This is a genomic window from Geofilum rubicundum JCM 15548 (assembly GCF_000974365.1).
GTDB lineage: Bacteria > Bacteroidota > Bacteroidia > Bacteroidales > Marinilabiliaceae > Geofilum > Geofilum rubicundum.
Genome location: NZ_BAZW01000045.1, coordinates 1 through 15,988, shown reverse-complemented (window position 1 = coordinate 15,988; position 15,988 = coordinate 1). Strand labels below are relative to the sequence as shown.

At 43.3% G+C, this 15,988-nt stretch carries 12 protein-coding genes and 1 pseudogene; 5 read left to right on the top strand and 8 right to left on the bottom strand.

Annotation, left to right across the window (positions count from 1 at the left end):
* Positions 1-270 precede the first annotated feature (270 nt).
* The 4 genes from JCM15548_RS15590 to JCM15548_RS15575 all read left to right on the top strand — a co-directional run bounded on the left by JCM15548_RS15590 (position 271) and on the right by JCM15548_RS15575 (position 7,534).
* The gene (locus tag JCM15548_RS15590) at positions 271-1,809 is read left to right on the top strand and encodes a class I SAM-dependent DNA methyltransferase (protein WP_062127415.1); all 1,539 of its coding nucleotides are present in this window, start codon (positions 271-273) and stop codon (positions 1,807-1,809) included.
* On the top strand, positions 1,806-2,906 hold the full coding sequence (locus JCM15548_RS15585) for an ATP-binding protein (RefSeq protein WP_083985192.1): 1,101 nt from the start codon (positions 1,806-1,808) through the stop codon (positions 2,904-2,906). Before JCM15548_RS15590 ends, JCM15548_RS15585 begins: the two co-directional genes overlap by 4 nt.
* Positions 2,903-4,186: a restriction endonuclease subunit S gene (locus JCM15548_RS15580; protein WP_062127411.1), complete on the top strand. Its 1,284-nt coding sequence runs from the start codon at positions 2,903-2,905 to the stop codon at positions 4,184-4,186. Before JCM15548_RS15585 ends, JCM15548_RS15580 begins: the two co-directional genes overlap by 4 nt.
* A 138-nt stretch (positions 4,187-4,324) precedes the next feature.
* Positions 4,325-7,534, top strand: coding sequence for a type I restriction endonuclease subunit R (locus JCM15548_RS15575; protein WP_062127409.1), 3,210 nt, complete (start codon positions 4,325-4,327; stop codon positions 7,532-7,534).
* Between the two features lie 84 nt (positions 7,535-7,618).
* Here JCM15548_RS15575 and JCM15548_RS15570 read toward each other — a convergent pair whose 3' ends face one another.
* Complete coding sequence (locus JCM15548_RS15570; RefSeq protein ID WP_157482822.1) at positions 7,619-8,095, bottom strand: HigA family addiction module antitoxin; 477 nt, start codon at positions 8,093-8,095, stop codon at positions 7,619-7,621.
* A 2-nt stretch (positions 8,096-8,097) separates the two neighbouring features.
* A complete protein-coding gene (locus tag JCM15548_RS15565; RefSeq protein WP_062127407.1) occupies positions 8,098-8,586 on the bottom strand; it encodes a hypothetical protein in 489 nt (162 codons plus the stop codon).
* 374 nt (positions 8,587-8,960) lie between these two features.
* On the opposite strand from JCM15548_RS15565, the gene JCM15548_RS15560 reads away from it, so the two are divergent.
* The gene (locus JCM15548_RS15560; protein WP_162198262.1) at positions 8,961-9,725 is read left to right on the top strand and encodes an outer membrane beta-barrel protein; all 765 of its coding nucleotides are present in this window, start codon (positions 8,961-8,963) and stop codon (positions 9,723-9,725) included.
* Here JCM15548_RS15560 and JCM15548_RS24405 read toward each other — a convergent pair.
* From JCM15548_RS24405 to JCM15548_RS15535, 6 genes and pseudogenes are all read right to left on the bottom strand, one after another.
* On the bottom strand, positions 9,631-9,966 hold the full coding sequence (locus JCM15548_RS24405; protein ID WP_227625918.1) for a helix-turn-helix transcriptional regulator: 336 nt from the start codon (positions 9,964-9,966) through the stop codon (positions 9,631-9,633). The genes JCM15548_RS15560 and JCM15548_RS24405 overlap by 95 nt on opposite strands.
* Before the next feature lie 13 nt (positions 9,967-9,979).
* Positions 9,980-10,206: pseudogene (locus tag JCM15548_RS15555) on the bottom strand (DUF2149 domain-containing protein).
* Positions 10,207-10,294: 88 nt separating this feature from the next.
* A complete protein-coding gene (locus JCM15548_RS15550; RefSeq protein WP_083985190.1) occupies positions 10,295-10,954 on the bottom strand; it encodes a MotA/TolQ/ExbB proton channel family protein in 660 nt (219 codons plus the stop codon).
* A gap of 1 nt (position 10,955) precedes the next feature.
* A complete protein-coding gene (locus JCM15548_RS15545; RefSeq protein ID WP_062127401.1) occupies positions 10,956-11,654 on the bottom strand; it encodes a hypothetical protein in 699 nt (232 codons plus the stop codon).
* 84 nt (positions 11,655-11,738) lie between these two features.
* Positions 11,739-13,322, bottom strand: a complete 1,584-nt coding sequence (locus JCM15548_RS15540; RefSeq protein WP_500778319.1) for a cobaltochelatase subunit CobN — start codon at positions 13,320-13,322, stop codon at positions 11,739-11,741.
* Positions 13,307-15,988, bottom strand: a 2,682-nt coding sequence (locus JCM15548_RS15535; RefSeq protein ID WP_173427667.1) for a cobaltochelatase subunit CobN, incomplete at its 5' end; no start/stop codon positions are given. The genes JCM15548_RS15535 and JCM15548_RS15540, both read right to left, overlap by 16 nt.

Here is a 15,988-nt window from a genome sequence, read left to right as displayed (position 1 = left end):
ACGAAAGTAATGGCCTTTTTTTATGACTGGAATTGAGGGATTCGAACAGAAGCGGTGGCCGGGTTCGAATGCCGAAGGTACTGAACTTCATTCTAAAAGGTAAATTTTTCATCCACCTGAAGATGTTGCTATCGTAACCATTCTCCTTAAATCATCAATTGCTAAATATTTCCACATTCATTGATTTATTGTTTTGTTGAAGATGGTTGAATTTTCAAACGAAATGTTAATTTTACAGGTGTGATAAAAAAGCATAGAAATATTTAATGAATGGCAAAGAAGAACGGAAACGGAACAGAAGAAAAGCTGGAACAGAAGCTTTGGAAAACAGCGGACAAATTGCGAAAGAATATTGATGCTGCCGAGTACAAGCACGTTGTATTGGGCTTGATATTCCTAAAATATATCTCCGATGCATTTAGTGAGTTACACAGTCAATTAGTTGCAGGTGAAGGTGAATATGCCGGAGCTGATCCGGAGGATAAGGATGAATATGGTGCCGAAAACGTGTTTTTTGTCCCTGAAAAGGCTCGGTGGTCTTACATTCAATCACAAGCCAGAATGCCCAATATTGGTAAGTTGATTGACGATTCGATGGATTTAATAGAAGCCGAGAACGCGACACTTAAAGGCATATTACCAAAAACCTACGGCCGTTCCAATCTCGACCCTCAAACTTTGGGTGGGTTAATTGATACCATTGGCACCATTGCGCTTGGTGACGAAAAAGCCAAAAGTCAGGATGTTTTGGGCCGTGTGTATGAGTATTTCCTTGGTCAGTTTGCATTGGCCGAAGGTCAGAAAGGTGGCCAATTCTACACCCCTGAGAGCATTGTAAAGCTGTTGGTTGAGATGCTCGAGCCCTACAAAGGTCGTGTATATGACCCTTGCTGTGGAAGTGGAGGAATGTTTGTACAGAGCGAAAAGTTTATAGAAAGCCATCAGGGACGATTAGATGATATTTCAGTTTACGGCCAGGAAAGCAACCAGACGACCTATCGACTTTGCCGCATGAACCTGGCAATCCGTGGCATCGATGGCTCAAACATCAAATGGAATTCCGAAGGCTCGTTCCTTAACAATGCGCATAAGGACCTGAAAGCAGATTATGTCATAGCCAATCCACCGTTTAATGTAAGCGATTGGAGCGGTGAATTATTGCGTGATGATGCCCGTTGGCAATTTGGTGTGCCACCTGCCGGTAATGCCAACTTTGGTTGGGTGCAGCATTTTCTTTATCACTTAAAACCCGACGGCGGACACGCTGGTTTTGTGCTGGCCAATGGCTCATTAAGTTCCAATACCGGAGGCGAAGGAATTATACGTCAGAAGTTAGTAGAGCATGATTTGGTGGAATGCATTGTGATGCTGCCTAAGGCACTGTTTTTTAACACCGGCATCCCTGCTTGTTTATGGTTCTTGCGCCGTGGCAAAAAGAATCGACAAGGTGAAGTCTTATTTATTGATGCTTCGGAGCTGGGCTACATGATTGACCGCAAAAACCGGACTTTTGCCCCTGAAGATATTAGCAAGGTCGCCGATACCTATCATAATTGGCTCAAACACAAAGAGGTCTATCAGGATGAAAAGGGCTTTTGCAAGTCGGCCAGCCTTACCGATATACAAAAACACAAGTTTGTGTTGACTCCAGGGCGCTATGTAGGCATTCCCGACGAGGAAGATGATGGCATACCCTTTCAGGAAAAAGTAGATGTTTTAACTTCCCGCTTACGTGAACAAATGGAACAAGCCCAAAAGCTTGACCAGGAAATTAAAACACAACTGGCTAAAATCGGGATTGAGTTATGACTATAACTAACCAAATGCAAACAGGGGTAAGAAAGTCCTGGATAGACCAAAAACGGCACATTAGCTACGATGAAGAGATTTGCTACGATGTTACTTTTGACCAGTTGGATATTACACCACTATTACAACGTTTTGAAAGCATTGGCAAACCATTAAACAACGAGAAGCTTGAAAATCTAAAGCTGATTAAGTCAGAAAATGGCAAAACATACCCTACAAATGCTTTAATGATCTTGCTTGGCAAGTTTCCCCACTGTACCGTTAAGTGTGCCAGGTTTAAAGGAACCACTATGTCGGTTTTTACTGATAAAAAGGAATACGGAGGGGATATTTTCTCGATACTGGAAAGCACACAAAGCTTTGTTTTGAACCACATTAACCTGAAAGGTGAAGTCAAAGGACTTTACCGAACCGACACATACGAAATACCGGTGCCTGCTTTACGTGAATCCATAATCAACGCTCTGGTTCACAGAAATTACGTGAACCAAGGACGAGATATTAAAGTGGGTATTTACGATGATATTGTAAACATTGTGTCTCCAGGCGGCTTGCCTCATAGCATCACCATGGAAGATGTGTTTAACGGCCGCAGCGAAGCCCGTAACCGGGTGATTGCCCATGTTTTTAAAGAGTTGGGTTTGATTGAACAATGGGGCAGCGGAATTAATAGGATAATTGGTGCCTGCCTGGAACAAGGGTTACAAACACCCAGAATAGCGGAACAAAACGATTTCTTCGATATTGAGTTTTATCGTCCGCGACCGATTACGGACGATTACGACCGATTAGCGGACGATAAATCGTCGGATTCCGTCGGAAAACCGTCGGAAAAAACTTCTGTCGTGAGCAATTACGACCGATTACGACCGATTACGACCGATTACGACCGATTAAGTTTTGAAATAAAGAGAATTCTTTTGTATTTGCTTGATAATGAAAAGATATCACGCAAGAATGCTGTTGAGTTATTAGGTGTTAGAGAAACCAAAACCAAAGAGGTGCTTAATGAAATGCTTGATAAAAAGCTGATAGTTAGAAAAGGACAAGGGCGAAGTACCTTCTACACTATTGCTAGAAAGGAGGGTGAGAAATGAGGGAGTGGAAAATCAAACGTTTAGTTGATTACTGGGAATTTAACCCTAAAGTAAGTGTCAATAATAATAAAGAGTATTCTTTTATTGAGATGCCAGATTTAATGCCAGGTAATAAAGAAGTTTTACCTAGTAGAGAAAGGAAACCACAAGGATTAACAAAATTTCAAAATGGGGATACGTTATTTGCTAAGATAACCCCATGTTTAGAAAATGGAAAAATATGTCAAGCACAAGGATTAAAAGATAACATAGGGGTTGGCTCAACCGAATTTTTTGTTTTTAGAGGTCGGAAAGGTATTTCTGATAACGATTTTGTTCATTACTTATTGAAATGGTATCCAATTCGAAAACATGCGGAGAGTTGTATGTCTGGAAGTGCCGGTCATCAAAGAGTTCCATCAGATGCTTTTGATAGTATTGAATTACCATTACCAGATTATTTAGAAAGTGTTGAGATAGCCAATTTATTATCGCTCCTCGACAAAAAGATCACTCTTCTCCGTCAACAAAACCACGACTTAGAAGAACTGGCACAAACGCTTTTTAAGCGCTGGTTTGTGGAGTTTGAGTTCCCTAACGAAAATGGCGAACCATATAAAAGTTCAGGCGGTAAAATGGTTTCGAGTGAGCTGGGCGAGATTCCTGAGGGTTGGAGAGTTGGAGCTTTAGAAAACTTCATCTCAATAAAACATGGATATGCGTTTAAAGGGGAATATATAACAAATATTGAAAACAATCAGATTTTAGTAACGCCAGGAAGTTTCAAAATCGGAGGAGGTTTTAATCTTTCAAAGTTTAAATACTATAATTCGGAATTTTATCCAGAAGAATACAAGTTTAGAAGTAATGACCTTGCTGTAACAATGACTGATTTAAGCAAGGATGGTGATAGTTTAGGATTTCCCGCTTTAATCCCTGAAGTCAATGGGAAAATATTGTTACATAATCAAAGAGTTGGAAAAGTAATAGTAAACGAAAATTTGAAATATTTTTTCTATTTTCTTATGCAGAGAAGAGAATACAGAGCACATGTTGTAGGTTCGTCTACAGGCACTACAGTGAGACATACCTCTCCTATTAGAATATGTGATTTTAAATATATTTTTGATGAAAAAGTGATGAGATATTTTGGAAAGGTTGTGGAGCCAAACTTAATCAAAATAATAAATAATATATCTGAGATACAAACTCTAATTCAACTACGAGACACCTTATTGCCAAAGTTAATGAGTGGGGAGTTAAAGGTGGCAAGGGAGGAGAAAAATGCCGCGGTTGATTAACAATGCAGAAGCCGCTAAGAAAACTTAACGGCTTCGTTTCTCTTCCAACTCTAAAACATAAAAGATGGTTGGTGAGAGGTTGTAAACTTGTTTACTACTGCAAATGTAGCACACATACGCGCAAAAAGTCAAATTATTATGACCAAAATAACTGAAAACGACATCGAACTCTGGGCCATTGAGGAGCTGGAAAACCTTGGTTGGAAGTATATGCACGGTGGGGTGATTGCTCCTGATGGTGAAGTACCGGAGCGTAATGCTTTTAGTGATGTTATCCTTAAGGGTCGGTTGCAGCAGGCTATTGCGCGTAATAATCTGGATATTCCTTCGGAAGCGCAGATGGAAGCCGTAAAGGTGATTGAGCGGATTTCATCGCCGGAGTTAATGGTCAATAATCAGTTATTTCATGAATTGCTTAGTGAGGGTGTTCCGGTAGAATACCGCAAAGACGGTGTGCAGCGGGGCGACCGGGTTCAGTTGGTAAATTTTGACCAGCCTGGCCTAAATGATTTTTTGGTGGTGAATCAGTTTACGATCATTGAAAACAACCACCACAAGCGTCCTGATTTAATCTTGTTTGTTAACGGATTGCCTTTGGTCATATTTGAGTTGAAGAATGCTGTTGATGAGAATGCCACCTTACATTCGGCTTTCAAGCAAATTCAAACTTATAAGGATACCATTCCTGGTCTTTTTACATTTAATGCCTTTTGTGTGCTGTCTGATGGGGCGGACGCCAAAGCGGGTTCATTATCGGCAGGTTTTACCCGTTACATGGCATGGAAGACCAGTGATGGTTTAAAGGAGGCATCTATTCTGACCAATCAGTTAGAGGTGCTCATTAAAGGTTTAACCAATCCGGCCACTTTGCTGGATTTTATCAGGTATTTCATAGTGTTTGAAGAGTCGAAACACATTGATGCCAAGGGGATCGCTACCATTCAAACCATTAAAATGGTGGCGGCCTATCACCAATACTATGCAGTCAATAAGGCCATTGAGTCGGTTAAGCGAGCGTCTGGTAACAACGGCGACCGAAAAGGTGGTGTTGTATGGCATACGCAGGGTAGTGGCAAGTCTCTTTCCATGGTGTTTTTCAGTGGCAAATTGGTGCTTCAACTCGACAATCCTACGATTTTAGTTATTACCGACCGCAACGACCTGGACGATCAGCTATTTGACACTTTTGCCTCTTCCAAGCAATTGCTGCGGCAGGTTCCGGTTCAGGCAGAAAGTCGGGAACATCTTAAAGAACTTCTAAAGGTGGCTTCTGGTGGTATCGTGTTTGCGACCATCCAGAAATTTCAGACAGATAGTGAAAGCAATACCTACGAACAACTATCCGACCGTACCAATATTGTGGTGGTGGCAGATGAAGCGCACCGCACCCAATATGGTTTTAAACCAAAATCTATTGATGTAAAGGATGATAGGGGTAATGTAGTGGGGCAGCGTTTGGTCTATGGCTTTGCCAAATACATGCGGGATGCTTTGCCCAATGCCACCTACTTGGGTTTTACAGGAACGCCGGTAGAATCGACGGATAACAACACGCCAGTGGTTTTTGGCAATTATGTGGATATTTATGACATAGCCCAAGCGGTTGAGGATGGCGCCACCGTGCCCATTTACTACGAAAGTCGCCTGGTGAAAATCAACTTGTCGGAAGAAGGCAAGCAACTCATAGAGGAACTGGATGAGGAATTGGAGAGCGATGAACTGACCGATACTCAGAAAGCCAAAGCTAAATGGACAAAAGTGGCGGCCATTGTTGGCAGTCCGGCACGTTTGAAAAAGATTGCGGAAGATATCGTTTTTCATTATGAGGAACGCAACAACAGCGGTATTGAGGGAAAGGCCATGGTGGTAACCATGAGCCGCCAAATAGCGGTTGACTTGTACAAGGAAATAATCAACATCCGGCCACACTGGCACAGTGATGATTTGGATAAAGGCGTTATCAAAGTGGTTATGACCGCTTCTTCGTCGGATGGACCGGACATGATGAAACACCACACATCTAAAGAGCAACGCAGAACTTTAGCAGACCGGATGAAAGACATTGCCGACCCCATGAAATTGGTTATTGTAAGGGATATGTGGCTCACCGGATTTGATGCACCTAGTCTGCACACTTTGTACATCGACAAGCCCATGAAAGGCCACAACCTGATGCAGGCCATTGCCCGGGTTAACAGGGTGTATAAAGATAAGCCGGGTGGTCTGGTAGTCGATTACTTTGGCATTGCCTCTGATTTAAAGAAAGCCCTGTCGTTTTATGCCGATAGTGGGGGTAAGGGTGACCCTGCCGAAGCCCAGGAGCAAGCCGTTCAATTGATGCTGGAAAAACTGGAGGTTGTTTCCCAGATGTTCTCTGAGAATGGCATTCAACAGCACGAAGAACTGGCGATGGCTGCTGAGCCGAAGATGCCTTATGGCAAAGGAGTGGTCTATGAAGAATACTTTGATGCGCCGGTTAAGCAAAAATTAGAGATCATCTTGACAGGGGTAGAGCATATTTTAAGTTTGGAAGATGGAAAGAATCGGTATATCCGTGAGGTAACGGCCTTATCAAAGGCTTTTGCCATTGCCCTGCCACACGATGAGGCGATGGATGCCAAAGATGAAATTGCCTACTTCCAAGCGGTAAAAGCCCGCTTGGTGAAATTTGAAACCAGAACAGGCGGGAAAACCGATTACGAAATTGATACGGCTATTAAGCAGGTGATTGATAAAGCCCTCGTTTCGGAGCAGGTGGTGGATATTTTTGATGCAGCTGGCATCAAGAAGCCGGAATTGTCGGTGTTAGACGATGAGTTTCTCGAAGAAATGCGGGACATGAAGCATAAGAACCTGGCTTTGGAAGTGCTTAAGAAACTGCTGAATGATGAAATAAAAATTCGTTCCAGGCACAACATTGTTCAGAGCCGTAGCTTAATGGAGATGCTGGAATCCTCTATAAAACGCTACCAGAACAACCTGATTTCAGCCGCCGAAATCATCCAGGAAATGATTAATCTTGCCAAAGAAATCAAAGAAGCCGACAAACGGGGAGAAAAAATGGGCTTGTCGAAAGACGAGCTGGCTTTTTATGATGCTGTAGCCCAAAACCAAAGTGCCAAAGATCTCTTAGGTGACGATATTCTGTTCAAGTTAGCACGTGTACTAGTAGAGCGTGTCAAGGCCAATGCCTCCATCGATTGGACAGTCAAAGAATCGGTCAAAAAGAAACTGAAAGTCATTGTAAAACGCACCCTACGTCAATACGGCTATCCACCAGATTTGCAAAAACTGGCCACCGAAACGGTTTTAAGCCAGGCAGAAGCGCTGGCGGATTTTTGGAATTAAATAAATCAAATGGAATTCTGAAGGCTCGTTCCTTAATAATGATCTTTTAGATTAATATAGACCGATGTTGTAGGGCGTTTTATACTATGTCAACAAATCTTTCAATGAGTAATTATTAAAGCTTCTTGTCTTGGTTTTTTGGATTTTTTTGAGTTCGTTTTTTGCTTGAATTTCAATCCAAAGCATTGGGTCATTATTAAAAATCTTTCCCAATATGATTGCTAATTCATAATTAATAGGTCGCTCTCCGTTAATTAACTTGCTCAAATTAGAAGGATTTATTTCAATGTAATGGGCAAATTTCTTTTGAGGTATTCCCAGCGTTTTTAAGTATTCTTTTAAAAATTCACCCGGAAGCTTAAGTTTGGTTTCTTCAGATTCCAAATAATCTTGCATTTGAAATTTGATGGACAACAATTCAATCTCCCTTCGTTGTGCTTCTGACCGATTTTTTGCTTTATTCAATAGAATGGACTGGAAATCTTTAAATTCATCTGTTCCAGCATCCATTGGATTTGTCAACATTCCGTTGGTTGGCTCTATATTGTTATTTCGTTTCATAGCTAATACTTTCTTTCAAGGTATTCATTAATTAATTTCAGTCCGTTCTCACTATCAATATACATTCTTTGTCCAAGTCCCACTGACGCACCATATTTTTCCGAATACCATTTTATGAGGCTTGTTTTCGACATAAAAGTTAGAAATTCTTTGTAATCACTTTTTAATTTGAAACTTTCTTTACAAGCAAAAGCAATCAAACAGCCGGCGACATAATCATATTTCTTACTTTTTCGTCCTATGTTATGTGGTGCTATTTCTAAAACGTTCATAACGAGCATTTCATTTTCTGTTTTTAGTTGTAAAGCACCTTCAACGCCAGGATATAGTCCAATTGATCTTAAAATGAATATTCTGGAATTTATTTCTTTGCTTAATTCTCTCCAGTTGAAATTCCATCCATCTTTTTTTAATGGTATCTCATTGGGTTCAGGGACAACAATTTCTGCCTTTACTAATTGGTCGTTTTGTAAGTCTAATATGTAAATCATTTATCTGTTTTTCGCTTAGTAAAGATAATTAAAGTTGTCTGAATTGTATAATTTTAAGGCTCTATTTTGAACACTGTGGGTAATCATAATGTAAACCCCCACAAGTGTAATATATCATGTTCTTAACGTTTTCAATATTTCAACATCCACGGGCTCGCTTTTTCTCACGCGCATTCAAAAAGCCTTTTTGGCTGTAGCCCTCCTTCCGAATTCACAGACCTTAATTAAGCGTCATTTTTTCTCCAAATATTACAAAACTGAACGCTGGCAGTCACTCCCTTCAAACGTGCAGGATGGGTGTGATTGACCCAAAGTGACATGCATTATTGAAGATTAGTCCTACTAATTGCATGATAATTCCTATTCCTTATGGTATGGATCAAAGCAGACGTATCACCCGGCCACAAATATCACAACTGGCTCCATTCTATATTTTTACTGATCCGTCCACGGTGCTTACGGGTAATTCTGCCTTACAACCTGCAATAGTCAACGCAGCAAGACTCGACTATGGTTTCAAAGCCTGGAGAGTTACTGTTTCTTATAGCCTGGAAGAAGGATCAATGAGCTGGATCCCTGTCATTGACCAGCAAAGGAACCGGCAGGTAAACACCATACAGAATATGGATCATTCAAAGGTGCTTAACTTAAGCTTATATATGCCACTAAAATTAACATCGTGGTGGGAAACAACAAACAACCTTTTTGTCAATGATACAGAAACGAATCTGAACCTTCAAGGAAACGACATCCAGCTGCGTGGTGTGAATTATGGATTCAATGTTTCCAGTACGTTTAAGCTTCCGGAAGGATTTGTCCTGGAATTGTCCGGAAACTACAATTCACCCCAAAACTGGGGAGTTATAAGCTGGAATGCCACCGGTGATATGCATATGGGCGTGCAGAAAGATCTGGGCAGTACATGGGGGAAACTTCGTTTTAACGCTTCCAATCTTCTCCTAACCAATGATTGGTACGGGACTACCCGCCAGCCAGATAATAATCTTATGGTTGATTTATCCATGAAGTTTTCAGAAAGGGTATTCATGCTAACATGGTCCAATACTTTTGGCAACGACAAGGTGAAAGCATCAAGAACCCGGCAGACCGGTGCTTCTGAAGAGCGAAACAGGTTATAGTGCCCGGGGGGCTTATATTATTAAAAATCTTTCCCAATATGATTGCTAATTCATAATTAATCGGCCGCTCTCCGTTAATTAACTTGCTCAAATTAGAAGGGTTTATTTCAATGTAATGGGCAAATTTCTTTTGAGGTATTCCCAGCGTTTTCAAGTATTCTTTTAAGAATTCACCCGGCAGCTTAAGTGTGGTTTCTTCAGATTCTATATCTGCCTTTCGTTTATTTTGATATTTCAACATCCGTTTATCCCGGTTAATCCGGCACATAAATAATCTCCCCGTTTTCAAGCTGGTAGGCCGTTCCAACTTTACGGCCTCTGCTGCCGGTTGTTTTTTGCTCGTCCGATGCTTTGTAGGTTTCTATTGTTTCCCCTTTTTTGGTGATGATTTCCATTTGTTCGGTACCGGGGTTTTTACCATGGTAAAATCTTCTTTCGAGAACAGTTCGTTCATATTGTAGCGGGCTACCAATGCCACCATCAGGGCCACTGCGAATACCATTGACACATCGAAGAGGTTGGTCAGCACCGACAGTGGGTCGTTGTCTTCTGTTTTTACCAGCAACTTTCTATTTCGTTTCATACACAAGCTCCTGTTTTTTTGCATCGGCACACGGCACAGCATGGTTTATTTTGCGCTCAGCCCTTATTTCTTCAAATGAGGCCGCAATAAATTCAAGGGTATTCATGTCATCGGCATACCAGCGTTGTTTTACCTGAAGTGTGATAAAGCCCACTGCGCCAATAAACACACCGATCACGGTTGTGGCAAAGGCCACCTGCATGTTTGAGGCCATGGAAGCCACATCGCCTGTGGCCAAACCTACCAGTGCCGGCCCCATGGGAATCAAAGTCCCCATTAACCCCAACATGGGTCCAAGTTTTGTAAGGGTTTTCGATTTGCCCAGTTCTTTGTCGGCAATAATCTCGTATTCGCCAATCAGGTGGTTCAGCATGGCCTGACTTGATTTGCTTTCAAACATCGATGCCATGGTGGCAATCCATTCATTATGTTTTTCTTCCTTAAAATCAGCGACAGAAAATCCTGCAACTCCTTTTATTTTTAAACCGGCTTTAACCACCGATTGGATCTTATTCCTTTGTATAAACTGGCCGTAAAAACTTCCGCCAAGCAGTAATGCTCTGGCGAAAAAGATCAGCAACAAAACAACAACCGGTACCAGAAGTCCGGTAGTCAGCCAATAAAGTACATTTGTAATGGTGTCCATACTATCTTAATTTTAAAATTTTATAAATGATGCGTTTATATTTAAAAAGCAGCCAGCCGGAAATAAAACCCAATATGGCCACGCCACCAAAAACCAGTAGTTTTGTGTAATCTGTATTTGCCTCGTAATGTCCGGTATTGTAATCGGCCAGGCCGGCATTGAGCAAAATGGCCAGTATCAGGAGCAGCAGGTTTAGTAGAAATTTCATTTCGTAGCGGGTTGAAATATCAGGTAAAACGTATTTCAGCATGAGGGAGAGTAGCGCTGTTGCCAGCATGACAGAAATGGAGGCTGTGATGGCTATCCAATGAAATGAAACCCCCGCCATTGCCCTAAACAGCATCAGTTCGGTGTAAAACACAATGCCGATAATAAGCACACCCGGGATGAGCTTAAGCACGCTTATCCATTTATTGGTTTTAGCGGCAAACAGGTTATGAAGCATACCTATGCTGATGAACATGCCGACAATGGCTTCGATGGTAATGACTACGACGATATTCGATACAGATCCCTTATCGGACATCAGCTTATCGAAAAAATCAGAATCGGTATGCAGGATAATTGGGTAGGATGCCATGGCAATAGCCCCGCCAATCAATGAATAATGCCAGATGCCACGGTATCCGTCGAAAAAGGTGGCTTTGCTGCTATATTTTAAAACCCCGGCCACCAATATAAATTGAAAGACAATTTCCATATCAGTACATGTCTTTTTAAAGTTTCCAATAATCACTTACCAACAAAAAGGGTTGGTTGTTAAAATGACAGGAAGAATCATCTGTTATTTCCGTTTCCTTCTGCTTGGCCTAAATATGACGAGTAAAACAAGCAGTGCGATAACCACATACCATATTGTATTGACCGATTTGTCGACGGCCTGTTTTCCCTTTTGTGTTGTTTTTTCATCAGCCGGGTTTTCTTTCTTCAATACGACGCTTTTGCTGTTTTCATCGATCTGAACATTCCGGGCCTGGTCTATTGCTTTTTCGTAATCTTTTGAAAGTGCAGCAGGCAGGTTTTCAGCGATAAACTTTCGTAGTTTGGCATTGTCGCAGACAAAACCGCTGCATCCGGCCTGATGGTCGCGTACCAGTTCGGCATGAAGCTGAGAAAGCTCTTTCAGTTGTTGTCCCGAAGCTTTCCAATGGCCTTTGCGAGCTGTTTCCAGCATAACAGAGGTCATTTCCTGCAAGGCATAGGGGTTTTCTTCCTCGAAACGTTGCTTCACCTGCAAATTGAGTGCGTCCTTCACATAAATATTGTGATAGGTATCCCAGATGTAATTGTCGATGGCCTGGGGTTTCATTACGTTCCATCCGTAAGTATTGCGAAAGGTTTCGGCAAATTTATTCATAGAAGAAGCTTCGCCGGCCAGCAGTTCGCTGATGTATTTCGGATTGAAAACTGTTGAATTGGTTTCCACGCCAATGGCTTCTTTAAGTTCCTGCATTTTGGGGCGGTTTACGTTACGGAAGTCGTTGAAATAAGCCGTTGGGTCATTGCCCGTCACATGGCGCACGGTCAGGTTTAGGCCACCCATGAATTCATACACATGGTCGAGACTAAGCGGTCCCCATGTGTTGCCAGACCGTGGTTGAACCACCGTTTCGGTATTTTGGAGGGCAGCTTCGAAAATGCCTTTGCGGAATGTTCCCCAGTCGTCGCTGTTTCCGTAAATGGCGCCCATGTTGTTGATATACTGTTCGGCGATTTGTTTTTCGTCGTCCCAGGCATCGCCTTTTTCAACCAGGCCCATTATGCCGGTGCCATAGTTGCCATTGACACCGCCAAATACCCTTTTCGATGCGTATTTGCGTGCATCGAGGGGCGAGAAGCCCTGATTGAGCAGGTATTTTTCGGCATCGACAAATCCTTTTTTAACAAAATTCAGGCTGTCGGCATCAGGGGCCTCGGCAGCCATGGCAATGGCTTTATTGATCAGATCGAGGCGCGAGGCGGCCAGGTCGCGCAACTGCCCCGAGGTTTGTACCACCACGTCAATACGGGGTCTTCCCAGCTCTTCCATAGTGATCAGTTTCAGGTTGCGTACCGTGCCAAAGCCATCACGAACAGGCTCCACGCCCAGAAGGTAAAGAATCTGGCCAATGGTAGCACCTTCGGTGGAGATGAAATCGGTAGACCACAGCGTGAAGCTAATTTTTTGAGGATAGCGCCCCTTGAGTTCCTTCTCTTTTTCCAGCAGCGATTCGGCCAGTTTCTTTCCTACTTTCCAGGCTTCATCGGAAGGGGTGCGTTCGGCATCGACCGAATACATGTTGCGCCCCGTAGGAAGGGCAGCCGGATTGACAATGGGGTCGCCACCCGATGAGGGGGCGGTATAGCCACCGTTCAGGGCATTGATGATGGCAGCCAGCTCCGTATCCGGCTTTCTGCCAGATTGTTTTTGTTTTGCCGCGCATTGCTCAGGGTTTCTTTCAGTTTTAATACTGCTTTGGCATAGCGCTCCCGGCGTGCTTCTTTATCGGCCAACTCATGGCCTGATATTTCAACCGCATGTTGAAACGCTCGATCCCATGTTTCCTTATCGGCAAATTTCTCGGCATAGGCTTTTTGGGCACAAAAAGGAAAACTTTCTGTTGCGGCATTTATGTAACCGATGGTTTCCAGTCCCTGTTTCAGTTCTTCAATATCCATTTCCTTAATATCCGCCGCAAGCGAGGGCTTATAAACACGTGTAAGCCAGGTGGTATATTCCGGACTGTCCAAAACGGCCGCTTTATCTATCAATATTTGTTGTTTTTCTGCTTCAATCTTTTTACCCAGCTCATCATTGGCCAACAGTTCAAAGGTTTTCAGTCGCAGCAGACTGTCCTGCATAATTTGTAAAAGTTCAAGCATGTCGGGCTGGTTTGCCGTGCTTACCGATTCGTACATTTCGGGTGCCATGCCTTTCATTTTTTCGGCCATTTTAACGGCTTTTTCCCTTTTTACCGGATCAAGCATTTCGGATGATTTATCAAACACCTTGTCCGATTCCAGCTTTTCGATGTAGGCTTTGTTTTTTTCGTTGGCGCATAACCGTACTATGAGTTCGGGAAGACGGCTGCTGTCGGTTTTTACTTCTTCCTTTTCTCCTTTATTGCCATAACTTATCATCAATGCCATCAGGTCATGGTCTTTATGTGCTGTTTCCCACTTTTCGGCCATGCTAAGCTCTGTCTCGTTAACAAGTTCCCCGATGAGTGTTTGGGTATCTACTCCGTTCATTGCTTTTGCTATTAACGAGTTTGCTTTGGGACGGTAATGAGTCGACACATACAAGGCATCGCTGTATTGTTGTTGGGTAATGCGCTTGCGCATAAGATCGAGTTCTGCAAGGGCAAAAGCTACCGGATCGGCCGACATGAGTGTGGCCGAATTTTCGAGTTTGTTCCGGGAATAAGGGATGCCCATGGTGTATAAACCGGCTGTTACTTTTTCTTCTTCAATTTCTTCGAGGTATTCATGTATTTTATGGATATCGCTACCGGTATAATTACGGGTGGAATCGAGACCAAGGGCGCTGTGTATGTTCAGTTTTTCGGCCAGTTCTTTTACCGATATGCCGTATTGTTCGCGTACCGGCCCGTCGGGAAGACTGTAATATTTATCGAGTTTGCCCAACAGGCTTTCCATGTCGCCGCTAAGGCCGCTTTTCATAAAAGGCGGGGTGAGGTAGGTGATAAGGGTGGCATAGGTACGGCGTTTAGCGATAATGCCCTCGCCAATGTTGCTGATGGTGTAATTGTAAAAATGAGGCGTTGTGCCAATAAGTCGGTCGGCCCAGTCGTAATCGGACAGGGCCACCTGTTTTCCCGGCGTGAATTCAAGGCTTCCGTGCGTACCGAAATGGAAAACGGCATCGGCACCAAAGCCAAAACGTGTCCACAGGTAAGAGGCTATATAGGTATGTGGGGGTGCTACTTTTGCACCGTGAACCAGTTGCTGTTCATCATCACCAATGCCGGGCAGGGGCTGGGGAAGCAGGCAAACATTACCAAACTTGACAGCGGTAACCGCAAGATAGGCTTTCCCGTCTTTCTCCACTTTCATGTAATCGCCAGGAGCTTCGCCGTATTTCTCCACAACATGTTGGTACAGGTCTTCGGGCATTGCCTGTCGGCACCATTGCTCATAGGTTTCTTTTTCGACCAGCACGGGGTTGCCGGTTTTCAGGTATTCATCGAAGGCACCCAGGGCATAAGGCCCGAGCACGGGCCCTTTCTGCATCAGTATTTTTTCAAATTCGTCTTTGGTGTCGGGCAAACCATCGAGGTTGTAGCCCTTGTTTTTCAGTTCCTGCAATACACGGTAAAGCGAAGGGATTACCTCGAGCCCCGATGCTACCAGCGAGTTTTTGCCAGGGCCTTTAAAATAGTAGATGGCTACTTTTTTATCCCTGTTTTCTGCCTTTTGCAGGTGTGCCAATTTGGCGGCAAGCTCGCTGAAATCGTCGATGCGGTTGCTGATACCATCAAAAATCAGGTTGCCCGATTCGTTTTTATATTGGGCAACCACGGCATAAGGAGCCACGGCGCCATCAAGCTCGGGCATCACCACACTCATGGAAAGCATTCCGCCCGACATGCCCTGGGGGTCTTTCAGCCATTTGTCGTACTCGCCATAAACGGTAAGGGGGGTAAGCACAGGAATGTTTTTTTCTTTGAGCCAATTGATGGCATTATCCTGTTGCCCCATGGCCAGACGCCCATGCGGACGGAGCAAAACAATATCGGGATTGCAGGCTTGCAGCAATTCCAGTTTTTTTTGTCCAAACGAACGGATGGGAAACACATTCAGGCCTTTTGCTTCCAGTCCTTTAATCAGCTTTACCGTGTGTTCGGCATTTGAGTTTTGCTGGTTTATGTTTCCGGCGAGCAAGGCAACACGTGGGGCTCCTTTTTTATAGAAACCCTGCTCGCGATAATATTTTTCGTAGGCATCAATGGTATCAAAAACCAGCTCATCGTCCATATGAAAATAGTAATCATCGGGCAAGATAACTGCCTTCCCGTAGGGTTTGAAGTAAAC

Coding starts and splice junctions, on each gene's coding strand:
- JCM15548_RS24405 (WP_227625918.1), bottom strand. CDS start 9,966: ATGTTGAAATATCAAAATAAACGAAAGGCAGATATAGAATCTGAAGAA.
- JCM15548_RS15550 (WP_083985190.1), bottom strand. CDS start 10,954: ATGGACACCATTACAAATGTACTTTATTGGCTGACTACCGGACTTCTG.
- JCM15548_RS15580 (WP_062127411.1), top strand. CDS start 2,903: ATGAGGGAGTGGAAAATCAAACGTTTAGTTGATTACTGGGAATTTAAC.
- JCM15548_RS15590 (WP_062127415.1), top strand. CDS start 271: ATGGCAAAGAAGAACGGAAACGGAACAGAAGAAAAGCTGGAACAGAAG.
- JCM15548_RS15575 (WP_062127409.1), top strand. CDS start 4,325: ATGACCAAAATAACTGAAAACGACATCGAACTCTGGGCCATTGAGGAG.
- JCM15548_RS15585 (WP_083985192.1), top strand. CDS start 1,806: ATGACTATAACTAACCAAATGCAAACAGGGGTAAGAAAGTCCTGGATA.
- JCM15548_RS15545 (WP_062127401.1), bottom strand. CDS start 11,654: ATGGAAATTGTCTTTCAATTTATATTGGTGGCCGGGGTTTTAAAATAT.
- JCM15548_RS15565 (WP_062127407.1), bottom strand. CDS start 8,586: ATGATTTACATATTAGACTTACAAAACGACCAATTAGTAAAGGCAGAA.
- JCM15548_RS15570 (WP_157482822.1), bottom strand. CDS start 8,095: ATGAAACGAAATAACAATATAGAGCCAACCAACGGAATGTTGACAAAT.
- JCM15548_RS15560 (WP_162198262.1), top strand. CDS start 8,961: ATGGATCAAAGCAGACGTATCACCCGGCCACAAATATCACAACTGGCT.